At 58.1% G+C, this 22,622-nt stretch carries 23 protein-coding genes and 1 riboswitch; of the genes, 19 read left to right on the plus strand and 4 right to left on the minus strand.

Annotated elements, in window-relative coordinates:
• Positions 1–139: 139 nt before the first annotated feature.
• The 7 genes from ACR0MV_RS07260 (at position 140) to ACR0MV_RS07290 (ending at position 6,209) form a co-directional block, all read left to right on the plus strand.
• Positions 140–1,444 (plus strand): extracellular solute-binding protein, encoded by a 1,305-nt coding sequence (locus ACR0MV_RS07260; RefSeq protein WP_480701585.1) that lies wholly within the window; start codon positions 140–142, stop codon positions 1,442–1,444.
• A 72-nt stretch (positions 1,445–1,516) separates the two neighbouring features.
• Positions 1,517–2,398 (plus strand): ABC transporter permease subunit, encoded by an 882-nt coding sequence (locus ACR0MV_RS07265; RefSeq protein ID WP_170423624.1) that lies wholly within the window; start codon positions 1,517–1,519, stop codon positions 2,396–2,398.
• An 11-nt stretch (positions 2,399–2,409) separates the two neighbouring features.
• Entirely contained in the window at positions 2,410–3,303 is an 894-nt protein-coding gene (ugpE, locus tag ACR0MV_RS07270; RefSeq protein WP_480701586.1) for a sn-glycerol-3-phosphate ABC transporter permease UgpE, read from the plus strand.
• A gap of 11 nt (positions 3,304–3,314) precedes the next feature.
• Positions 3,315–4,361: an ABC transporter ATP-binding protein gene (locus tag ACR0MV_RS07275; RefSeq protein ID WP_480701587.1), complete on the plus strand. Its 1,047-nt coding sequence runs from the start codon at positions 3,315–3,317 to the stop codon at positions 4,359–4,361.
• Positions 4,358–5,359: an endonuclease/exonuclease/phosphatase family protein gene (locus tag ACR0MV_RS07280; RefSeq protein WP_480701588.1), complete on the plus strand. Its 1,002-nt coding sequence runs from the start codon at positions 4,358–4,360 to the stop codon at positions 5,357–5,359. Before ACR0MV_RS07275 ends, ACR0MV_RS07280 begins: the two co-directional genes overlap by 4 nt.
• Before the next feature lie 114 nt (positions 5,360–5,473).
• Positions 5,474–5,728 (plus strand): hypothetical protein, encoded by a 255-nt coding sequence (locus tag ACR0MV_RS07285; protein ID WP_475206456.1) that lies wholly within the window; start codon positions 5,474–5,476, stop codon positions 5,726–5,728.
• Between the two features lie 10 nt (positions 5,729–5,738).
• Complete coding sequence (locus tag ACR0MV_RS07290; protein WP_480701589.1) at positions 5,739–6,209, plus strand: phage holin family protein; 471 nt, start codon at positions 5,739–5,741, stop codon at positions 6,207–6,209.
• A gap of 6 nt (positions 6,210–6,215) precedes the next feature.
• Here the strand turns inward: ACR0MV_RS07290 and ACR0MV_RS07295 are convergent, their stop codons facing one another.
• Together ACR0MV_RS07295 and ACR0MV_RS07300 are read right to left on the minus strand one after the other, a co-directional pair.
• The gene (locus ACR0MV_RS07295) at positions 6,216–7,385 is read right to left on the minus strand and encodes an acetate/propionate family kinase (RefSeq protein ID WP_170423634.1); all 1,170 of its coding nucleotides are present in this window, start codon (positions 7,383–7,385) and stop codon (positions 6,216–6,218) included.
• Positions 7,378–8,772, minus strand: a complete 1,395-nt coding sequence (locus ACR0MV_RS07300; RefSeq protein ID WP_480701590.1) for a bifunctional enoyl-CoA hydratase/phosphate acetyltransferase — start codon at positions 8,770–8,772, stop codon at positions 7,378–7,380. Before ACR0MV_RS07300 ends, ACR0MV_RS07295 begins: the two co-directional genes overlap by 8 nt.
• A 276-nt stretch (positions 8,773–9,048) precedes the next feature.
• Positions 9,049–9,254, plus strand: a riboswitch (cobalamin riboswitch).
• Positions 9,255–9,417: 163 nt separating this feature from the next.
• Here ACR0MV_RS07300 and ACR0MV_RS07305 point away from each other — a divergent pair.
• The 12 genes from ACR0MV_RS07305 to ACR0MV_RS07360 all read left to right on the plus strand — a co-directional run bounded on the left by ACR0MV_RS07305 (position 9,418) and on the right by ACR0MV_RS07360 (position 19,107).
• Positions 9,418–9,705 carry a DUF1636 family protein gene (locus ACR0MV_RS07305; protein ID WP_475206447.1) on the plus strand — a complete coding sequence of 96 codons (288 nt, stop codon included), beginning with the start codon at positions 9,418–9,420 and terminating at the stop codon, positions 9,703–9,705.
• Positions 9,702–10,478 carry an ABC transporter ATP-binding protein gene (locus tag ACR0MV_RS07310; protein WP_170423640.1) on the plus strand — a complete coding sequence of 259 codons (777 nt, stop codon included), beginning with the start codon at positions 9,702–9,704 and terminating at the stop codon, positions 10,476–10,478. The genes ACR0MV_RS07305 and ACR0MV_RS07310 overlap by 4 nt, the downstream gene beginning before the upstream one ends.
• Before the next feature lie 10 nt (positions 10,479–10,488).
• Positions 10,489–11,439, plus strand: a complete 951-nt coding sequence (locus ACR0MV_RS07315) for an ABC transporter substrate-binding protein (protein WP_170423642.1) — start codon at positions 10,489–10,491, stop codon at positions 11,437–11,439.
• 1 nt (position 11,440) lies between these two features.
• Positions 11,441–12,454, plus strand: coding sequence for a FecCD family ABC transporter permease (locus tag ACR0MV_RS07320; RefSeq protein ID WP_480701591.1), 1,014 nt, complete (start codon positions 11,441–11,443; stop codon positions 12,452–12,454).
• Positions 12,455–12,601: 147 nt separating this feature from the next.
• Complete coding sequence (locus tag ACR0MV_RS07325; protein ID WP_480701592.1) at positions 12,602–13,117, plus strand: ferredoxin-type protein NapF; 516 nt, start codon at positions 12,602–12,604, stop codon at positions 13,115–13,117.
• Positions 13,114–13,407, plus strand: coding sequence for a chaperone NapD (locus tag ACR0MV_RS07330; RefSeq protein ID WP_170423649.1), 294 nt, complete (start codon positions 13,114–13,116; stop codon positions 13,405–13,407). The genes ACR0MV_RS07325 and ACR0MV_RS07330 overlap by 4 nt, the downstream gene beginning before the upstream one ends.
• The gene (gene napA, locus ACR0MV_RS07335; RefSeq protein WP_170423651.1) at positions 13,404–15,896 is read left to right on the plus strand and encodes a nitrate reductase catalytic subunit NapA; all 2,493 of its coding nucleotides are present in this window, start codon (positions 13,404–13,406) and stop codon (positions 15,894–15,896) included. Before ACR0MV_RS07330 ends, napA begins: the two co-directional genes overlap by 4 nt.
• 27 nt (positions 15,897–15,923) lie before the next feature.
• Positions 15,924–16,742 (plus strand): ferredoxin-type protein NapG, encoded by an 819-nt coding sequence (napG, locus tag ACR0MV_RS07340; protein ID WP_170423653.1) that lies wholly within the window; start codon positions 15,924–15,926, stop codon positions 16,740–16,742.
• Positions 16,739–17,656, plus strand: a complete 918-nt coding sequence (gene napH, locus ACR0MV_RS07345) for a quinol dehydrogenase ferredoxin subunit NapH (RefSeq protein WP_480701593.1) — start codon at positions 16,739–16,741, stop codon at positions 17,654–17,656. Before napG ends, napH begins: the two co-directional genes overlap by 4 nt.
• 12 nt (positions 17,657–17,668) lie before the next feature.
• Entirely contained in the window at positions 17,669–18,106 is a 438-nt protein-coding gene (locus ACR0MV_RS07350; protein WP_170423656.1) for a nitrate reductase cytochrome c-type subunit, read from the plus strand.
• A 29-nt stretch (positions 18,107–18,135) separates the two neighbouring features.
• Positions 18,136–18,837 carry a NapC/NirT family cytochrome c gene (locus ACR0MV_RS07355; protein ID WP_480701594.1) on the plus strand — a complete coding sequence of 234 codons (702 nt, stop codon included), beginning with the start codon at positions 18,136–18,138 and terminating at the stop codon, positions 18,835–18,837.
• Between the two features lie 12 nt (positions 18,838–18,849).
• Positions 18,850–19,107 carry a hypothetical protein gene (locus tag ACR0MV_RS07360; protein WP_170423661.1) on the plus strand — a complete coding sequence of 86 codons (258 nt, stop codon included), beginning with the start codon at positions 18,850–18,852 and terminating at the stop codon, positions 19,105–19,107.
• A gap of 81 nt (positions 19,108–19,188) precedes the next feature.
• On the opposite strand, the gene ACR0MV_RS07365 is transcribed toward ACR0MV_RS07360, so the two are convergent.
• Entirely contained in the window at positions 19,189–20,934 is a 1,746-nt protein-coding gene (locus ACR0MV_RS07365) for a SulP family inorganic anion transporter (RefSeq protein WP_480701595.1), read from the minus strand.
• 2 nt (positions 20,935–20,936) lie between these two features.
• A complete protein-coding gene (locus ACR0MV_RS07370; RefSeq protein WP_480701596.1) occupies positions 20,937–22,616 on the minus strand; it encodes a bifunctional protein tyrosine phosphatase family protein/NAD(P)/FAD-dependent oxidoreductase in 1,680 nt (559 codons plus the stop codon).
• Positions 22,617–22,622 lie beyond the last annotated feature (6 nt).

A 22,622-nucleotide genomic window follows, 5' to 3' on the forward strand; every position in this document is an offset into this window, starting at 1 on the left:
CTGCCCACGTGTGCACATCATGTGCATCGTACGCGGCAATCGCCTGCATACGAATGATCTTTTTGCTGCAAGGGGCGCATGCCCCGCAACCAGACGCGCTGGCCCGTGAACGGGAACGGTGCTGAACCGGAGTTATGAAATGACCAACCTTAAGCTCTGCGCAACTGCTGCCGCCGTCGCCTTTAGCGCGACCGCAGCTTTCGCCGAAACCGAGATCACCTGGTGGCACGCCATGGGTGGCCAGCTGGGCGAAACCGTCAACAAGCTTGCCGAAGACTTCAACGCTTCGCAGGACGAATACAAGATCACTCCGGTCTACAAAGGCAGCTATGAAGAGACCCTGACCGCCGGTATCGCCGCCTTCCGCGCGGGCGAGCAACCCAACATCATGCAGGTGTTCGACGCAGGTGCCGCCACGGTGATTGGTGCCAAGGGCGCGACCATCCCGGTTCAGGATCTGCTGGCCAACAACGGCGTCGACTTCGACATCAACGACTACATCGCCGGTGTCCGCTACTTCTATGCCGACAGCGACGGAAAGATGATCGGCATGCCGTTCAATTCGTCGACCCCGATCCTGTACTACAATGTCGACGCGCTGGAAGCTGCAGGCGTAACCCCGCCGAAAACCTGGGAAGAGTTCCAGTCGACCACCGCTCCAGCTTTGAAAGACGCAGGCTACATCGCACTCAGCCAGTCGCACCTGCCCTGGATCTTCACCGAGAACTTCATGTCGCGCCACGACCTGCCGTTTGCCACCAACAACAATGGCTATGACGGCATGGATACCGAAATCCTGGTCAATAACGACGCGATCAAAGCGCACTTTACCGCTGTGAGCGACTGGAAAGAAAACGGGCTGTTCGAATGGTACGGCACCGGTTGGGGCGACAACGCCAAGCCGTTCGAAGAAGGCAAAGTTGCCATGTGGCTGGGTTCGTCGGGCTCTTTCGGCGGTCTGTTGCAAAAAGATCTTCCCTTTGAATTCAGCGCGACCGAACTGCCCTACTGGGAAGCTGTCGTTGCAGAGCCTACCCAAACCTTCATCGGTGGCGCAGCTCTGTTCGCGATGTCCGGAAAGTCGGACGAAGAAAACAAAGCAACAGCGGCATTCTTTGACTTCCTGACAGCGCCTGAGACCCAGTATTTCTGGCATCAGGAAACCGGTTACGTTCCGATCACCGAGGCCGCATACGAAGTTGCCAAGAAAGACGGCCACTATGACCGCTTCCCGGCTGCCGAAGTTGGCGTGAACCAGCTGCAGGACAAAGCTGGCGAGAACACCAAAGGTTACCGCATGGGCTTCTACGTCCAGATCCGCGACATCATGAACCGCGAGTATGGCCGTATTCTGACTGGTGAAACTGACGTGGAAACCGCGTTCAAAACCATCGAGGCAGAAGCCAACGCTCTGCTGGCACGTTTCTCCAAGACCCAGGGCTAAGCCCCGGATCACCCCCAGGATGGTCGCGCTTTTGCAGCGCGGCCATCACTCATTTCTCGCAATGGACCACCTATGAAACGCGCGGGCTTCGACACTATCTGGCTTCCTGTGGCACTCTTGATGCCGCAATTGATGATCATCGCCATCTTCTTTTACTGGCCCGCAGGATGGGCTTTGCAATCCTCGTTCTACCTGCAAGACCCGTTCGGGTTCGGCTCGACCTTTGTAGGGGGCGAAAATTACACATCCTTGCTGGGCAACGATCAGTACAAGCGGGTTGCGGGTTTCACGATCATCTATTCTGTATTGGTGACATTCTTGTCCTTGGCCATCGCGCTGCTGCTTGCGGTCAAAGCCGATAAGGTCATCCGCGGGGCCAAGACCTATCGCACGTTGCTGATGTGGGTTTACGCCATCGCACCACCGGTTGCCGGGTTTCTGGGCATCCTGTTCTTCGACCAAAGCACCGGTCCGATGACCAAGTTCTTTCAGATGTTCGGATGGGACTTCAAACTGGGCGTGGACTATAACGCCACCGCCACAGCAATGGTAATTGTCGCTGTGTGGAAGCAGATCCCGGTGAATTTCATATTCTTTCTGTCCGGCCTGCAATCCATCCCGCGATCGGTGCGTGAGGCGGCAATGATCGACAATCGCTCGGCCACCGGACGGTTCTGGCAGGTGACTTTCCCGCTACTGGCCCCGACCGCGTTTTTCCTGCTGATCATCAACATCACTTACGCCTTGTTCGACACCTTCGGGATCATCGACGCGCTGATGAAGGGCGAGCCGGGCAACAATCCGATGACACTGGTCTACAAGGTTTATCTGGATGGCTTCCGGGGCAACGATCTGGGCGGCTCCTCAGCGCAGTCGGTTGTTCTGATGGTGCTTGTTCTGATCCTGACCGTCTTTCAGTTCCGGCTGGTTGAACGCCGGATTCACTATACCTGAGGGGGCTGACAATGGCTGATACAACCCTTGAAACACCCGCCGTCACCCGCCACCGCCGCAGGATCAAGTGGGCGACGATCGGAGATCACACTGTCCTGATCCTCGGCTCATTGTTGATGATGTTGCCACCCCTGCTGGCGCTTACAACGGCCAGCCATGATGCGGTGACAATCCACCGCGAGGGGCTGCAATTGACGCTGGGCGACGATCTGGGCAAGAACTTCAACGCCGCCATGTTCGAAAAGGGCGGCTTTACCCAGACCGTCGACGGCACGCTGATGCTGATGAACTCGTTCATTCTGGGCATCGGCTTTGCCGTGGGCAAAATCGTGATTTCGATGATGGCTGCTTATGCCATCGTCTATTTCCGTCTGCGCTTTGCCACGTTGGCCTTTTGGGTGATCTTCACCACCCTGTTGCTACCGCTTGAGGTGCGCATACTGCCGTCTTACGAGGCAATTCAGAAGCTGGGCCTGACCAACACCTATACCGGTCTGATCGTGCCGCTGATCGCCTCGGCCACTGGCACATTCTTTTTCCGGCAGTTCTTCATGTCCGTCCCCGAGGAACTGGCCGAGGCCGCCCGGATTGACGGCGCAGGCCCGTGGAAGTTCTTCATCGACATCCTTGTCCCGCTCAGCCGAACGATGATCGCGGCGATCTTCATCATCATGTTTGTCTTTGGCTGGAACCAGTATCTGTGGCCGACCTTGATCACCACCGATGAAAGCTTTTTCACGCTGGTTCGCGGCATCAAACAGATCGTGCTGTCCTACACCGACAGTCAGATCCCCGAACATGGACAGGCATTGGCACTGGCGATCGTTGCGATGATCCCGCCGGTGGCGATCGTCGTCTTTTTCCAGAACTGGTTCGTCAAGGGCCTCACAGAATCCGACAAATAAGGAATACGCGCATGGCTCAGGTTTCTTTAGAGAGCATCCGCAAGGTCTATCCCAATGGCTTCCAGGCGGTTGAGACCACCAGCTTCACCATTCAGGACGGCGAGTTCGTCGTGCTGGTTGGCCCGTCGGGCTGCGGCAAGTCCACACTGCTGCGGATGATCGCGGGGCTGGAGGATATCACCGAAGGGATACTGAAAATCGGTGACCGGGTGGTCAACGACGTGGACCCCGCAGATCGGGACATCGCAATGGTGTTCCAGAACTACGCTTTGTATCCGCATATGACGGTCCGCAAGAATATCGGTTACGGGTTGAAGAACCGCGGCACCCCAGCAGCTGAGATTTCGGCCAAGGTGGAAGACGCCGCCAAGATGCTGAACCTGACCGAATATCTGGACCGCAAACCGGCCCAGCTGTCGGGCGGTCAGCGCCAGCGCGTTGCCATGGGCCGGGCCGTGGTGCGGGACCCGGCGCTTTTCCTGTTTGATGAGCCGCTGTCGAACCTTGACGCCAAGCTGCGCAATCAGATGCGGATCGAAATCAAGGCCCTGCAACGTCGTCTTGGTACGACGGCCGTTTACGTGACCCACGATCAGGTCGAAGCGATGACCATGGCAGACCGGATCATCGTTCTGAATGCGGGTAAGATCGAACAAATCGGCACTCCGTCCGAAATCTACCATAACCCGGCCTCAACCTTCGTCGCTTCGTTCATGGGCGCGCCACCCATGAACCTGATCGAGGCGGAAATGGGTCGGGGTCAGGTTCGGATCAACGGCTATGACCAACTGTTGCCCGTGCCCGAGACCTATGCAGGCCCGGTTACCATGGGTATCCGGCCCGAGGATGTGGTTCTGGACGAACAGGGTAGTGTCACCTTCCGCGTGGACATTCTGGAAGAGCTGGGCGCCCATCGCCTTCTGCATGGCACGATCGCTGATCAACCGTTTACAGTGATGATTGGCAAAGACGACACCGCAGAGACCGGCGAAACACGCATAACCCTCAAGCCTGAAGCACTACGACTGTTCGACAAGGCCACGGGACAAAAACTGTGATTACGCAAAATGTTACAGAACTGCCCGCCGTCACGGACGATCAGCGGGGCAGAATTCTTGCCGCCCCGCGCACTGCGCAATCTCATCGAAAGTTGCTTTCAGAGCTTCCAGCGATGAACGCCGTGCAATTGGGCGGCGCAGCCAGTACCGAGCAGCTGGCCGAAGAATTCACCGTTGCCGCGTGGAATGTGGAACGCTGTCTGTTTCCCGAAGAGACGGCGGCTCATCTGTCAAAATTATCACCGGATGTCGTGCTACTGTCCGAGGTTGACCACGGTATGGCGCGTACGGCTCAGCGACACACCACCGAAGCGGTCGCCGCTGAGCTGGGCATGGCCTACGCGTTCGGAGTGGAGTTTCATGAGCTTGATCTGGGCGGCCCGACCGAACGCGCATTCTGCGCCGACAGCTTCAACACACTTGGCTGGCACGGTAACGCAATCCTGTCTTCCGTCCCGTTTGAACGCACGGCTCTGATCCGACTGGATGACCATGGCCACTGGTTCTCTGCCGGCGCAGGTGCCGCGGACCCCGATCAGCCCCGTGTCGGCGGTCGCAACGCTATCGCCGCAATCGTACCGGGGTCCAACGGGCCTATGTGTTTCGTCTCGACCCATTTGGAAAGCAATGCAGACGCGGCCCACCGACATCAGCAGTTCGATTGCCTTATGGACGCAATCGACGCTTTTGCCCCGGGTTTGCCCGTCATGATTGGCGGGGATCTGAACACCGGCAACCATCTGCCCCCGGATTTTAACTGGCAGCGGGAAACGTTGTTCACACTGGCCGAGGAGCGCGGATATTCGTGGTCCTTTACTGCGCCGGGGACGACCACACGCCCTAGCCTGATCACGCCTCACCCCGACCGGGTGATGAAGCTGGATTGGCTTGCCGGTCGCGATCTGGCCTGCCGTGACACGGGCATTTTGACCTCGATTTCCGACGAAGGAATGCCCCTGTCCGATCACGACTGCGTCTGGTGCCAGGCGACGGTTTGAAACCTAATTCAGCGTACCCCCCTTTCCCGAACGCAAAAGATCGAAGTAACATGGTGTGTGACAAAGGAAAAAGTCGCACACCTAATGCTACGCGGCCTTCAAGGGACGACAGGAATGGTAACCAAAGCACAGCTAGAGGCCGAAGTGGCAGACCTGCGCCGCCAGTTGGCCGAACAAGCCAAAGAGCAGACTGCAAACGAAGCTCAAGAGGCAGACATAGAACCTGAAGGTTTGGCAGAAAACCTTGAAGCATGGTCCGCGCAACTTGAGGATGTCATGACCGAGCTTGAGGAGTTTCCGCACAAAAAGCCTATCCTCTTTGCCCTTGGCATCTTTGCGGTTGGTTATCTTCTAGGACGTTCCCGGTAGGAGCCCGCACATGAGTCGTATTTCTCGCAACATTTCGACCATCCTGCGCGCTGAACGGCTGATCGCACGTCGGCAACTGGCAGTTGCCGCAAAGCGCACAGGACTGTTTGCCGCCGCTGGGCTCGCCGTCGGGCTGGCCATCATCATGCTGAACGTGGCCGGTTTTTTCTGGCTGGTCGAGACAATGACCAAATCTTCGGCCGCAATGATCATGGCCGGGGCAAACCTGATCCTTGCAGTGCTGCTTGCCGTTGTGGCCAATTCAATGTCCGCCGACAGCGACACGTCGGCGGTTGTCGAATTGCGGGACCTTGCACTGCATGACATCGAGGATGAAGTCAGCGAAAACATGGCAGAGGCGCGCAAAACGCTCGAGGGCCTTCGGCGGGATCCAATCGGCGTTTTGTCACCCGACATTATTAGTACGGTCCTCAGAATTTTCCTCAAATACGCGCGACAGGGGCGCAACAAATCGGATTGATACCGCCTAGCTCAATCTGGCTGCTGCACGCGCTATCACCATCTCTTCGTTCGTCGGAATGGCCAGAATGCGAACGCGGCTGAAATCCGTCGACAGAACCGTGCCATTATCAGCGTTTCGGTTGGGGTCCATCTCAATCCCGATCCAGCGCATGCCTTCGCACACCATCTGACGGATACGGGCCGCATTTTCGCCGATGCCTCCGGTGAAGACCAAAGCGTCGATGCCTTCCAGCGCCGCGGACAACGCCCCCAACTCTCGGCGGATACGGAAGACATAGTAGTCAATTGCTCTTCGCGCTTCGGGCGTGTCGGCGGCCAACAATGTGCGCATGTCCGAGGACATCCCGGACAGCCCCAGCAAGCCAGATTTCCGATACAGCGTCTCGGCTATGTCGTCGGCCGACATCCCTTCTTGCTGCATCATGTAAAGCACGACACCGGGATCAAGCTGCCCACTGCGTGTTCCCATCGGCAAACCGTCCAACGCCGAGAAGCCCATGGTCGAAGCGACCGCCCGCCCCCCGGACACCGCGCACATCGACGCGCCGTTGCCAAGATGCGCAATGACGACACGTCCATCATAAAGACCGGGCGCGATTTCCTTCAGCTTTTGTGAGACGTAATCGTAGCTCAACCCGTGAAACCCGTATCTGCGCACACCTTTGTCGTAAAAGCTCTGAGGCAAAGCGAAGGTATCGTTCACCCACGGGTGCGTGCGGTGAAACGCGGTATCGAAACACGCGACCTGTGTGGTCCCAGGGAACGCCGCGCTGGCCGCCCGGATCCCCGCAAGACTGTAGGGTTGGTGCAGCGGTGCAAAGGGAATAAAGCCGCTGAGCGTATCAATGACCTTCTCATCCACCACAACAGGTTCAGAATAGACTGGCCCGCCATGCACGACCCTGTGGCCGACGGCCCGAACCTGAACATCCGGTAGGTATTCGCGGGTTAGCTCAAGAAACGCGTTTATGGCCTCATCATGGGATTTTGTTCCGGACAGTTGTCGATCGACCGACCGCCCCCCTGCTGACTGCGCCAACAGGCGCGGTGCATCGCCCAACCGCTCGATCTGACCGCGCCACCGCATGCTGGGGCGGCGATCTTCGAGCAATTCATACAATGCAAATTTCAACGATGACGACCCGGCATTCAGGGCCAGAACGTGCTCAGCCATGGATTTTATCCTTGTTCGCAAGTGCATGCAGGGCTGCAACCGCACATGAGGCCAGACGCGACGCATCATTATCCGCGCGTGAGGTCAGGATAATCGGTGCAGCCGCACCCACAACGACACCAGCGGCTTCGGCATGAGAGATATAAGTCAGTTGTTTGGCGACCATGTTGCCCGCCTCGATGTTCGGGACGACCAGGATATCCGCGACCCCTGCGACCTCGGATGTGATGCCTTTAGTCCGCGCAGCGTTCAGGTCGACGGCATTGTCCATGGCCAGAGGCCCATCGACGATCCCACCAGTGATCTGGCCGCGTTCGGCCATTTTTGACAACAGTGCTGCGTCCACAGATGAAGGCATATGCGGGTTGATCGTCTCGACCGCCGACAGAACGCCCACCTTGGGCATGTCGATACCGATTGAATGCGCCAGATGGATCGCGTTCTGAACGATATCGGCTTTGGTCTCAAGGTCCGGGGCAATGTTCACTGCGGCATCGGTGACCATGATCGGCCGCGACATACCCGGAACGTCCATGACAAACACATGCGACAAACGCCGTCCGGTCCTGAGCCCCTTTTCCCGGCGCAGGGCGGCGCGCAGCAGGACATCCGTGTGCAAATGCCCTTTCATCAGCATCCGGGCTTTGCCTTCAACCACCAGATCGACGGCAATATGAGCGGCAACATCGTGGCTTTGCGCGGCAACGATTTCCACCCCGGCCAGATCCGCGCCAAGTTCGACCGCAGCGGCGGTGATCTTGGCAGGATCGCCCACCAGTATTGGCGTAATGATGCTGTCGGCATGCGCCAGCAAAGCGCCGCCCAGTGAGTTCGGCTCTTCCGGGGCGACGACTGCGGTCGGCATCGGGTCCAATGGCCGCGCCTTTTCGAGAAGGGCATCAAAATGCTGGTGCCTTTGAACGATCAGTCCAGGCACCTCGACCGAGTCGAATGTCAAATGCTGCGCGGGCGGAGTGACTTGGACGGTTCCACTGAGGATCAGTGCATCATCCCCGATCCGGCGCACCTCGGCGGACAGGGTCAGGTCACCGTCTTCACGCTTTTCCACAACCGACACAAAGGCCGTCAGTTCCTCTCCCGCTAGAACCGGCGCATGAAAGCTCAGATCCGCGCGTCGCGTTTGCGTCCCCGCACCTGGAAGTATGTTTCCTATGACCGCGGCAACCAGACCAGCAGGCCAAAGGGCCGGTGCAACAGCCTCGGGGCGGCCATCACCGTCGCCGTCATACGCGGCCAGATGCAACGGGTTATGATCGCCCGAAGCCGACGCAAAGGCATACAGATCATCCACCGTGCACAGCCGCGTGACTTGCGCGGTGTCGCCAACTTTGATCTGTGAATAAGTTCGGTTTTCTTCAATCTTCATGGTGTCTGGCTTTGGTTCTGAATAATAAAGTCAGCGCTCGAGGCAAGGCGTCCGAGCTGCGATAAAACTCACCGCTTTCCTCGCCTCTGGCCCTTTCTGCGCTGCAGCGTAGTCAAGTTCTTATCGAATGACAATTCGTTAACCCCGATGCTACCGCGCCACGGAAAGCGCTTCATATGGCCTAGCAAAAGTCTGTGACACTGATTCTGCAGAACGCATCGAGCAAGCGTGTCGTGGCGCGCGCAGTTTTAATCTTGACCCAAATTCTGAACTCAGGCACTCATCATCCACGATGGTTCCCTCTGGTTCGCCAAGGGATGAAAAGGGAATACGGTGAGGTTGCCGTCTGGCACCAAGTCCGTGACTGCCCCCGCAACTGTAAGCGGTAAGCGACGCCAAATGTCCACTGGCCACGATGGCCGGGAAGGATGGCCAAGCGATGACCCGCAAGTCAGGAGACCTGCCATCAAATGTTCAACCAACTCGGGGCGGGGCGTCCTGGAAGGAGGCGATATGAAACGTCGTAGACGTTATAACATTGCATTTCGTTCGACTCGGATGTAAGCGGGGCGTGAAGTGTCAATAAAACCAGATCATTTTCTACTTATTTGTGAAACCTGCGAAGGTCATATTCGCGCGGATTCAATGTGTCAGACGCTTGCGCAGAAGCTGCCTGATGGCTTTGCAATTCGCAGAGTGAATTGCATGGCGGGGTGTGAACGCCCCACGACTGTCGGCTTTCAAGCTGAGGGTAAAGCGCAGTACTTATTCGGCGACATTCTGTCGGATCAGGACATGGACGCGTTGGTTGAATTTGCCAGCCAGTTCCGCGACAGCGAAGATGGTTGGACCAACGCGACCCAGCGTCCAAGCGCCTTGTTCGACAAAACTCTCGCGCGTCTGCCGCGGTTCGCGCAGGAGGACGGCCTATGACCTTCCTTGAGGCGCGCGCATTGGAGTACTACGCGCTCAACGGCGATGTCCTGTTGAAAGACATCAATTTCGATCTCGAAGAGGGTGCGATCCTGGCGATTGCCGGTCCGAATGGGGCGGGAAAAACGACGCTGCTTAATCTGCTGTGTGGCGTCGAGGAAATCGTGCTGGGCGACGTTCTTTTGAAAGGGCGCAGCTTGCGGCAGCTTTCGGCCGTGGATCGCGCGCGCATGATTGCCGTGGTTGGTCAGCAGGAAACGCCCGACGGACGTTTGTTCCTGCGGGACTATGTGGCGCTTGGTCAGATTCCGATCCGTGCGGATCGATCCGCCAATGAACATGCAGCAGAACTGGATCGCATTCTGCAACTGACCGGTCTGAGCACCTTGGCGGACAAGCGAATGGGTGTGCTGTCAGGCGGCGAACGCCAACGCGCACATATTGCGCGGGCACTGGCGCAGAACCCCTCGCTGCTGTTTCTGGATGAGCCGACCAACCACCTAGACCCGGACGCCAAAGGCCGGATGCTCTCGCTGGTGGCCGAGCTTGGCATCACGGTGGTCATGATCGTCCACGATCTGGTCATGATCCCGGAATTCGCCACGCATGTCGCCCTGATGAAATCCGCACAATTGACCGGATTTGGTCTGGTGCAAGACGTTCTGACCCCTGAACGGGTCCGTGAAACTTTTGGTGTCGATTATCTGTGCTTTCAACATGAAGGCCGCGTGATCCCGGCACTGGATATCCGAAGAACCAAACGCTCAAATTAAGGAACCGAGCATGAAAAATACATTTTGGTCCGCAGCCCTGATTGGCGGATTGGCCAGCGCTGCGACGGCGCACGAGGTCACTGTCGACAATTGCGGTGAGCCTCTGGTCTTTGAAACTCAGCCCGAGCGGCTGGTCGTGCACGACATGAACATGACCGACATGGCCTTTGCGCTGGGTCTGCAGGATAAGATCGTCGGCCTGACAGGCATTACCGGCTGGTACAAGACCAGCCCGGAATTCGACACGCTGCGCGGCGACATCCCCGAGCTTGCCCCCAAGTACCCGACCGTGGAAAACCTCGTCGCGGTCGAGCCTGATCTGTTCTTTGCCGGTTGGTACTATGGCATGAAGCCCGGCGGCGATGTGACGCCGGACACGCTTGAGCCGTTTGGCATCAAAACGATGATCCTGACCGAAAGCTGCGTTCATCTGGACAAAAACCGCCCCGAGGCCAGCATGGACCTGCTGTTCAACGACGTCCTGCGATTGGGCACGGTGATGCACGTCGAAGACAAGGCCAACGCGCTGGTCGATGGCTGGAAAGAAGAACTATCGGCGATCGAGGCAAAGACGGCTGATCTGTCGAAACCTCGAGTCTTCCTTTTGGATGGCCCTGCAGACGCACCGTTCACCGCTGGTAAATTTGCCATCCCTGACGCGATGATCGCAGCCGCGGGCGGCGAGAACGTAACCCATGACATGGACACCAGCTGGGGCCGCACCTCGTGGGAGGCCGTCGCCGCCTCAAACCCCGAATTCCTGGTTCTGCTGGACTATCAGACCGGTAACGGCGCTGCGGACACGTTCAAGTTCCTGCAAGAGCATCCGGTAATGTCCCAGACAGACGCGGTCAAAAACGAACGCTGGATCGGTCTGCGTTACGAGGAACTGACGCCCGGACCGGCAAACATCGAAGCAATCTCGAAAATGGCCGAGGCCATGCACCCGGGCCTGAACTGATATGGGCCGACTGGGCCTGACACTATTGCTGGGGGCGGCTGTTTTGGCCGCCCTCTTGCTGGTTTCAACCGTCTACGGGACCACCTCAATCCCTGCCGCAGATGCATTGGCCGGGGTCCTGCTTGGGACCGGGTTGGTCGACGGAGAGATGTCTCCGCTCCACCGCATCGTATTTGATCTGCGGCTGCCGCGTGCGTTGTTCGCCGCCGTGATTGGTGCCGGGTTGGGGATCGTCGGTGTGGTCTTGCAAACGACAACGCGCAACGATCTGGCGGACCCCTTCCTGTTCGGCCTGTCCTCTGGCGCGGCGGCAGGTGCTGTCTTTGTTATTACGGTCACCGGGGATGTGCTGGGCTTTTGGACCCTCCCCCTGGCCGCGTTTTGCGGCGGTCTTGTCGCCTCGGGAATTGTACTGGCGTTGGTGCACGGGCTACGCACCAGCGCGCCCGAGAAATTGATCCTGGCTGGGCTTGCGGTATCCTTTTTGTTTTCCGCCATCACCAACTATCTTATTTTCGCAGGCGACAGCCGAGCGGCGCATTCGGTGATCTTCTGGATGCTGGGCGGCCTGGGCCTTGCCCGGTGGGAGACCTTCCCCCTAGTCATCGCTGGTCTGGCGCTGATCCTGGCTTATGCTTTGTACCGCAGCCGCTGGCTGGATGCGCTACTGACCGGAGATCTCACGGCCAGCACCCTTGGTGTGCCGGTACAGGGCCTGCGGTTTCGAATGTTCTTCGTGGCGGCGCTTGCGACAGCGGTCTTTGTCTCAGTTGCCGGGGTCATTGGATTTGTTGGATTGATGGTCCCACATATCGCGCGCGGGATTGCCGGCCCGCTACACCGCCAGCTTGTCCCAACCGCCGCCGTGGTCGGCGCTGCATTGCTGACCGGCTCCGATATTCTGAGCCGCCTTTTGCTTGCGCCACAAGAGCTTCCGGTCGGGATCGTGACCACTTCGCTGGGGTCTGTTTTTGTCTTTATCCTTTTGATCCGAACCGCGCGGCCGCGGCGTTGAGTGCAATAAATCATTTATATGAATACACAAATTCGCAGAAAGCCTAAAATTCAGGCACAAAAATGACCTAAATCAAAAAAAGCCTGCACGGTTCGCGGTATGCGATACACTCGATTACAGGAATCGAGTGTAGCCAGGTCGCGTGCAATGCAACAAATGACCAGCCGACGCGCGTTTCTAAGCGCAAGGTTTCGACAAGAGGACGGCCTGATTGCCAGACCTCCGGGAGCGATTGTGCAGAGTTTTGCCGATTTGTGCACAAAATGCGGTGACTGCGCCGAGGTTTGCCCCGAGGATGTCATCGTTATAGGCACGGATGGTTTCCCCCAATTTCAACCTGTCGATGATCCCTGCACATTCTGCGGTGACTGCGCACGGGCCTGCCCAACAGACGCACTAAACATTGATCGCGTGACCGAATGGCCGTGGCGTGCTGCGCTGAAGCCCGAGAGCTGCCTGTCCATGAATGGCGTGAGCTGCCGCATTTGTCAGGACAACTGCGAGCGTGACGCGATCCGTTTCACACTACTGACCGGCGGTCGGTCAGAGCCCGGACTGGACGCTTCTTTGTGCAACGGTTGCGGGCTTTGCCCAAGCCTGTGCCCTGCCGACGCTATTGCCCTTGAACGCCAACCCGAACCTGAAATGGAAGCCCTTCAATGAACATCTGCGGTTGCCTTGCCCATGTCGCGCCCGACCACACCAGCGCCGCAGCGCGCGCGATGAAAAACACGCAGGGTGTCGAAATTCACGCCGAAACAGAAGATGGACGTTTTGTTGTTGTAGTCGAAGACACCCCGACCCGACTTGCGTCCGAAACCATCATGGATCTGCACCAGATCCCTGGCGTGATCTCACTGACCCTTACTTACCATCATTTCGAGGATCTCGCGGATGCTGATCCGCAGCCCGATGCCCCAAGCCCAACCACCAGCCGGAGGCCCAAGCAATGACACATTCTGAATCTCGTCGGACTTTTCTAAAGGCCTCAGCAGCCGCAGCAACTGCGTCAGCCGCCGGCATCCCGCTTGCGGCCGGTCAGGCCAGTGCACAGATTGGTGTGCCAGACATCCGCTGGGACAAGGCCGCGTGCCGGTTCTGCGGCACCGGCTGTTCCGTTCTGGTCGGCACCAAAGAAGGCCGTGTGGTCGCCACCCAAGGCGACCCGGATGCGCCAGTGAACCGCGGTCTGAACTGTATCAAGGGCTATTTCCTGTCCAAGATCATGTATGGCAAGGACCGCCTGACAACGCCCTTGCTGCGCAAAACCAACGGCGAATATGACAAGAATGGTGAGTTCGAGCCCGTCAGCTGGGACGAAGCCTTTGATGTCATGGCCGCCAAATGGAAAGAAGCCTTGGCCAAGAAAGGCCCAACCAGCGTCGGCATGTTCGGTTCCGGTCAATGGACGGTCTGGGAAGGCTATGCTGCCTCTAAGCTGATGAAGGCGGGTTTCCGGTCGAATAACATTGACCCCAACGCGCGCCACTGCATGGCCTCGGCCGTGGTGGGCTTTATGCGCACCTTCGGCATTGACGAGCCGATGGGCTGCTATGACGATCTCGAACACGCGGACACCTTCGTGCTGTGGGGCTCGAACATGGCCGAGATGCACCCGATCCTGTGGTCGCGCCTGACCGATACGCGCCTGACAAAGCCGGGCTGTGAGGTACACGTTCTGTCGACCTTTGAACACCGCTCCTTCGAACTGGCCGACAATGGCATCGTGTTTGAACCGCAGACCGATCTGGCGATCCTGAACTACATCGCCAATTACATTATCCAGAACAACGCGGTGAACGAGTATTTCGTCAGAAATCACGTCAACATCACTAAGACTGCGACCGACATCGGCTATGGCCTGCGTGAGACCAACCCATTGCAGCAAGAGGCCGAGAACCCGAACTCGGGCAAACTCGAAACGATCAGCTTTGAGGAATACGCAGAAGCGGTTGCGCCTTACACGCTTGAATATACTTCGGAACTGTCCGGCGTTCCGGCGGACAAACTCGAAAAACTCGCACAGCAATATGCCGACCCGACCCGCAAGGTCATGAGCCTTTGGACCATGGGCTTTAACCAGCACACGCGCGGTTCCTGGGTGAACTCGCTGATGTATAACGTGCATCTGCTGGTGGGTAAGATTTCCGAACCCGGCAACTCGCCCTTCTCGCTGACTGGCCAGCCTTCGGCCTGTGGTACGGCGCGTGAGGTTGGCACATTTGCCCACCGCCTGCCCGCAGACATGGTGGTCGCCAATGATGAGCATCGCCAAATTTGCGAAACCGCGTGGAACATCCCGGAGGGCACCATTCCGCCCAAGCCCGGCTTCCACGCCGTACTGCAACACCGCAAGCTGAAGGATGGCGAGCTGAACGCCTATTGGGTGCAGTGCAACAACAACATGCAGGCCGCGCCCAACATCAACGAAGAAGGCTATCCCGGCTACCGCAACCCGGAAAACTTCATCACAGTTTCTGATCCGTATCCGACGGTCACTGCAGTTTCCGCCGACCTGATCCTGCCAACCGCCATGTGGGTTGAGAAAGAAGGCGCCTACGGCAACGCCGAACGCCGCACGCAATTCTGGCGGCAACAGGTGCAGGCACCGGGTGAGGCCAAATCCGACCTCTGGCAGTTGATGGAATTCTCCAAACGCTTCACCGTCGAAGAGGTCTGGGGCGAAGAACTTCTAGCCAAAATGCCCGAGCATCGCGGCAAAACCATGTTCGACGTGCTTTACGCCAACGGCAAGGTCGATCAGTTCCCATTGTCCGAGACGGCGGAAGGCTTCCATAACGACGATGCCGAACATTTCGGCTTCTACGTTCAGAAAGGTTTGTTCGAAGAGTATGCCGATTTCGGTCGCGGCCACGCCCACGATCTGGCCCCGTTCGAGATGTACCACGAAGCCCGCGGCATGCGCTGGCCGGTCGTCGACGGCAAGGAAACGCTCTATCGTTTCCGCGAAGGCTTCGATCCCTATGTGCCCGAAGGCGCGGGCGTGAAGTTCTATGGCCACAAAGACGGCAAGGCCAAGATCATCTTTGCGCCTTATGAACCGGCTGCTGAGGTCCCGGATGACGAGTACGATCTGTGGCTGTCCACTGGTCGCGTGCTCGAGCACTGGCACTCGGGTTCGATGACGCGTCGTGTACCGGAATTGCACCGGGCTTTCCCCTCCGCTGTCGTCTACATGCATCCAGAGGACGCCAAGGATCGCGGTCTGCGTCGCGGGCAGGAAATCGTACTGTCAACCCGACGTGGCGAGGTCACCAGCCGGGTCGAGACCCGCGGACGCAACAAGGTGCCGCGCGGGTTGGTCTTTATGCCTTGGTTCGACGAACACCAGCTGACCAACAAACTGACGCTGGACGCAACCTGCCCGTTGTCGAAAGAGACCGACTACAAGAAATGCGCCTGCAAGGTCGAGCGCGCGTAACGGACTAGCGAGGCAAAGGTCGTCCCCATGCCCTTCGAAGGTAAACCCCTTTCGCCGCAAAGGCGTCGCTTCCTGCAGGATGTGGCGCGGGCGACGGGCGGCTGCGTGGTCGCCGGGTCATTGCTGGCCTGGCTTGCCCGCGATGCCCGCGCCCTGCCGGCCGAGGCGTTGCGCCCCCCCGGCGCGCTACCCGAAAAGGAGTTTCTTTCTGCATGCATCCGCTGCGGGCTGTGCGTGCGGGACTGTCCTTACGACACGCTGAAACTGGCAGAATTGGGGGCGGATGCGGTGGCAACCGGAACACCCTATTTCACCGCGCGCGACGTGCCATGCGAAATGTGTGACGACATCCCTTGTGTGGCCGCCTGCCCAACTGGGGCACTGGACCCGGGCCTTGATGATATTGACGATGCCAAGATGGGTGTCGCTGTTCTGGTCGATCAGGAAAACTGCCTGAACTTCCTCGGCCTGCGCTGCGATGTCTGTTACCGGGTCTGTCCGGTGATTGACGACGCGATTACGCTGGAAACGGCCCATAACGAACGCTCGGGTCATCATGCGATGTTCATCCCCACCGTTCACGCCGATCATTGCACTGGTTGCGGCATGTGCGAGAAAAGTTGTGTTCTGCCAGAGGCCGCGATCAAGGTTCTGCCCGCCCGTCTGGCCCGCGGCAGCAGCGCCGACCACTACCGCAAGGGCTGGGAGGAGAAAGAGGCCAAGGGTGGCCCCCTCGTCGAGGGTATCATCGACTTACCCGACCGCCTGCCTGGGCCCGGAACAGACAACCTGTCCACGCCCGGCGGGTTCGCACCGTCCTATAATTTGCCGGGGGCCGGACAATGAGCGCCCGAACACATATGCCAGTCGGCCAGGAGGCTATCGACGAGAAGGGCTGGGTGCGCGCACACAAGTACCTGTTGTTGCGTCGCGCAAGTCAGCTCTTCTTTTTGGTCCTGTTCCTGTTGGGGCCGTGGTTCGGTATTTGGATTGTTCAAGGCACTCTTGCCGGGTCTCTGACACTGGGCGTGCTGCCTTTGACGGACCCGTTGATCCTGTTTCAAAGCGTTATGGCGGGACATTGGCCCGAGATGACCGCACTGATCGGGGGCGTGATCGTTCTGATCGCGTACGCTCTGATCGGTGGGCGCGTCTATTGTTCATGGGTCTGCCCAATCAACCCGATCACCGATGCGGCCAATTGGCTACACAGACGTTTGGACCTGCCGAAAGGCTGGCAACCCAAGCGCAGCACCCGCCTTTGGGTATTGGCGACTGTCCTGATCGTCTCGGGGGCGACCGGCGTGATTGCCTGGGAGTTGGTCAACCCGATCACCATGCTGCACCGCGGCCTGATCTTTGGTGCGGGGTTCGTCTGGGCCATGGTTGTGGCGATTTTTGCTTTTGACGTCTTCGTTGCCCGTCATGGCTGGTGCGGTCACATCTGCCCGGTCGGTGCTTTTTACGGGCTAATTGGCGCGAAGGGCCTGTTGAGGGTCAGCGCCGCAAACCGAGCGGCCTGCGATGACTGCATGGATTGCTATGCGGTATGCCCGGAAAATCAGGTCATCTCACCCGCGCTGAAAGGCAGGCCTGGATCAACACCCCTGATCCTTTCCCCCGACTGCACCACATGCGGTCGCTGCATCGACGTCTGCGCCGTCGACGTTTTCAAGTTTACTCACCGGTTCGACGACCAGATCGCCGTGCCTTCCGATCCAGTTCCCGCGCCCGATCCGCGCGAAGCCAGACCTATCTAAGGGAGTGCCAAGATGAACAAGCCAATCCGTACAGGCCTTACAGCCCTTATTCCCGTATTACTCTTGGGCGGGTTCGCTCTTGCGCAATCTGCGAATGTCGACACCCTGCGTGGCGCTGATGTGGATGAACTTATCCCCCTTGATAAGGTTCACAAAAACATCGAAGGACGCATGCAGCGCAACTATCGCCAGCAACCACCCTTGATCCCGCATTCGATCGAACAATACCAGATCGACACGCGCACCAACCAGTGCCTGACGTGCCACGATTGGACCAAGGCTGGCGAGCGCAACGCGCCGACCCTGTCGATGACTCACTATCTGGATCGCGAAGGCAACGAATTGGATCACATCGCGGGCACCCGTTACTTCTGCAACCAGTGCCACGTGCCGCAAGCTGACGCGCCGCCATTGGTCGAAAACGTGTTTCAGCCGTCCTCGGGCAATTAATCCAACCCAAGATTGAAAGGAGCACCGACATGGCAGACTCTCCTGAAAAGCGCGGTTGGATTGGCCGCATCTGGAACTGGATCTGGACGCCAGCAGTGGCCTTCAGTTCTGGGTTTCTGATCCTCGCGGGTTTCTTGGCCGGCATCCTGTTCTGGGGCGGCTTCCACTGGACGCTTGAGCTGACCAATACCGAAGAGTTTTGCGTTTCCTGTCATACGATGGAAACCAACCTCGGCGAATACCGTGAAACGATCCATTACAACAACCACTCGGGTGTGCGGGCCATCTGTTCCGATTGCCACGTGCCGCACGAGTGGAACCACAAGATCAAAGCCAAGATCATGGCGGTCAAAGACGTCTATCACGAGCTTGTCGGTACGATCAGCACGCCCGAAAAGTACGAAGAGCATCGTCTGAGCATGGCGACTGCGGTTTGGAAAAAGATGAAAGCCTCCGACAGCCGCGAATGCCGCAATTGTCACAACTTCGACTATATGGATTTCACGCTACAGGAGGCGCGCGCCGCCTCGGAACATCAGCGCGCAATTGACGAAAACATGACCTGTATTGATTGCCATCAAGGTATTGCTCACAGCCTGCCACCGGGCCATCAAGAACGGTATCAAGAAGTCATCGACACTCTGGCCGGAAAGACATCAAGTCAGCTGCAACGGCACGCTGCAACAAACGGCGACGACATCAAGTCATTCCTGACCTCGCGCGCAGACTAAAAGGGACACGATATGCTGGAATTTCTGGGAACAGTCGGAGCCAACATCATCAGCCTGCCGGGAATCCTCGGGTTGGCTCTGGGCATGATGACACGTCGCGTCTGGCTAGGTGCGTTGATGGGGGGCATTGTCGCGTTGCTGCAAACCGTGATCTTTGCCCATGGATCATTTGCCCAAGTCAATACGTTTGAACTGTTGATCGCAGTTGTCATCGGCCTCTGCGCGGGCAGCCTGGGGTCGGCCATTCGTATCAAGGGCGCAACGGTTTAAGGCTGGACCGCAATTGAATGATCCGGCGGGCGGGTCCCCGTCCGCCCTTAGGCACCCTGCAACGACGTTTTTGAAACCGAATTATGCCGCGACATCCGGAGTGCTGGAAGGCGAAAGACTCGTCCAAGCATCATATTGCGACAGGAAAACGCGCCCGTTCAGTTCCTCAAGGAAATGCGACCGTTTCAATCGGTCCATCACAGGGCCTTTCACCTCGGACAGGTGCAACCCGATACGCATATCGGCTAGCCTACGGTTGATCGCCTCGAGGCTTTCCAGGGCAGAATAGTCGACCTCATTCACAGCAGAAAACATCAATATGACATGGCGAATGGTACTGCTGTCCGTCACACGTTTCTGCACCAAGTCCTCAAGAAAGCGCGCGTTCACAAAGTACAGGCTTTCGTCAACGCGCAGCGTCACCACAGTTGGATCGGTCAGGACATCATGACGAAGGATGTTGCGAAAATGCTGGGTGTCCGGCACCAATCCAACCTCGGCCACATGCGGTCGGGACGTTTTGTAGAGATGCAGCCCTACGGACAGCACAACGCCAGCAGCCACCCCAACTTCGACCCCAAGCCCCAACGTCAGCAGTATCGTTGCTGTGACAGCAGCAAAGTCGGCGCGCGAATAGTCCCAGGTCTTTTTCAGGATCGATAGATCAACCAGTCCAAGCACAGCGACAATGATCGTCGCCGCAAGCGTCGCATTGGGCAGGAAGTACACCAGCGGCGTCAGGGCCAGGGCCGCTATTGCCAGACCAATCGCCGTGAATGCGCCTGCCGCAGGCGTTTCAGCCCCCGCATCGAAATTGACAACAGACCGCGCAAAGCCACCGGTCACCGGATACCCTCCGGTAAAGGCCGCTCCAAGATTTGCTGCACCCAGACCAATCAGTTCCTGATCCGGGTCAATTCTCTGACGTTTCTTTGCCGCCAGCGTTTGCGCCACCGACACGCTTTCGACAAAACCAATGACTGAGATCAGGATGGCTGGGACCAGCAACGCGTTCACGAGATCCAGGGAAAACCCGGGCATCGTCAAAGGCGGCAGGCTTTGCGGGACCGAACCCACAATTTTGACGCCCTGTCCGGCCAGATCAAAGGCCCAGACGCAAACCGTGGTCGCGACGACAGCGGCAACCGGCCCTGCCTTTGTCAAAATGTCGGCCAGCAACGGGGGCACCCGCATCGCGCGTAGTGTGGATTTCAGCGATGCGCGAACCCAAAACAAGAACACCGTTGCAGAAACGCCGATTGCCACCGTAACCCAATTCAACTGTGGCAGGTGGGACAGGATCGACATCACCATCTCGGGCAGCGTGTGCCCGTGGGCATCGACACCGAGAATGTGCTTGAGCTGGCTGGTTGCGATGAGGATACCCGAGGCTGTGATGAACCCGGCGATCACCGGATGGCTGAGGAAATTCGCAAGCAATCCCAGGCGCAGAATGCCCATCAGCACCAAAAACCCACCCGACAAAAACGCCAGTGTCAGAGCGGCTACAGCATATCCTGCCGTCCCCTGCTCGGCCACCTGCCCGACGGCCGATGCCGTCAACAATGACACAACCGCGACCGGACCAACCGCTAGGGAACGACTTGTACCAAAGATGGCATACAACAGGATCGGCACGATCGAGGCGTAAAGACCCGCCTCGGGCGGCAGCCCCGCCAGCAACGCGTAAGCCAGCGATTGCGGGATCAACATGATCGTTACGATCACCGCGGCAATCAGGTCGTTCGACAGGGCCGATTTTGTGTAGCTCCGCCCCCAATCCAGGATCGGAACATAACGGCGCCATGCCTTCTGGGATGAGCTCATGTTCAGTCCGCTGCCACCGTCAGCTTCTCTGGCTTGGCCAACCATTCCTTACCGCGCAGCATTGCCTGCCAGTAGATCGGCGGCAGCAGTCTTTCCTTCAAAAGCCAAGCGAGGCGCGAGGGTTTGGTGCCATCAATCAGGAAAGAAGGGAAGCTGGGCTTCAAAGCTCCACCATAGCCAAATTCGGCCAACACGATCTTGCCGCGCTCGACAGTCAGAGGGCAGGATCCATAACCATCATATTGTGCCACTGCGGACCGCCCCTCGATATCAGCCGCGATATTGTCGGCGACTGTTGGGGCTTGCTTGCGCGCTGCAGCAGCGGTTTTGGCGTTCGGGGCGTTCATAACATCGCCCAGAGACCAGATGTTGTCATAGCTTTTATGGCGCAAGGTTGATTGATCCACATCAACCCACCCCGCCGCATCGGCCAAAGGCGATACGCGGATGAAATCCGGCGCTGTCTGAGGTGGGCAGACATGCATCATGTCAAACTCGACCTCGACGATTTCCTTGTCTGCATCTGGTTTTGCTACCTCGAAACGGGCTGTTTTGGCAGGCCCATCCACTGCGACCAGATTATGGAAAAAGTTCAAAGCGGCCCCATACTTTTCGACATAAGCCTCAAGCGCAGGGACATAGTCCTTAACGCCAAAAAGCACTCCGCCCGCATTCATGAACTGAATATCGATTTCCTTAAGCGCGCCGCTGCGGAACCACGCATCGCCAGACAGATACATCGCCTTCTGCGGAGCGCCCGCGCATTTGATTGGCATCGGCGGCTGGGTAAAGACGGCCCGACCGCGTTGCAGATCCTGTACCAATTGCCAAGTATAGGGCGCCAGATCGTAGCGGTAATTCGAAGTGACCCCATTTCGGCCCAGGGTCTCCTCCAACCCTTCAACCGCACCCCAATCCAGCTTGAGGCCCGGACACACCACCAGCCGGTCGTATTTCACCACTCGGCACCCATCCAGGATCACCGCATTGTTTTCGGGCTCGAACGCCGCAACTGCTGACTTGAGCCAATGCACCCCTTTTGGGATCAGGCTGCCCATCGTCCGCGCGGTGGTTTGCGCGTCGAAAATGCCGCCACCCACCATCGTCCAACCGGGCTGGTAGTAATGAATATCAGCCGGATCGATCACTGCGATGTTCAGATCGGGCTTGCGCGACCTCAGGCTCGCTGCAACCGATATGCCGCCTGCACCGCCGCCGACAATAACAACGTCGAAATGTGCGTCACCCGTGTCTGTTGGTGTCTTGCCACCGTTGGCAATCCGGCGCGCGACCCCTTTCATGTCGTACCCTGCCGTTGCAGTCGCAGAAAGAATCTCGGCCATCGGGCGCGTCGGGGCCTCGTGGAATGACCACAAGGTGACTGACCGTGTACCGGTGCGGCAGTAGGCCAGAACCGGCTTGGGCAGGTCTTGCAGGACGACCCCGAAGGCAAGCACATCGGTATCTTTCACCATGCCGCTTTGAATAGGGACATACCGCGCTTCGATGCCAACCGCTTTGGCGGCGGCCTCAATCTCTTCGAAAGACGGTTGGTCGGGGGCCTCGCCATCGGGCCGGTTACAGATTATGGCCCGGTATCCGTTGGCGGCAATGACCGGGACATCCTCTATCGAAATCTGAGGGCTGGCGGTAAATTGCGGTGTGATTTTTCTGAGATCCATATCTCT

Source organism: Ruegeria sp. BC3, assembly GCF_056539265.1.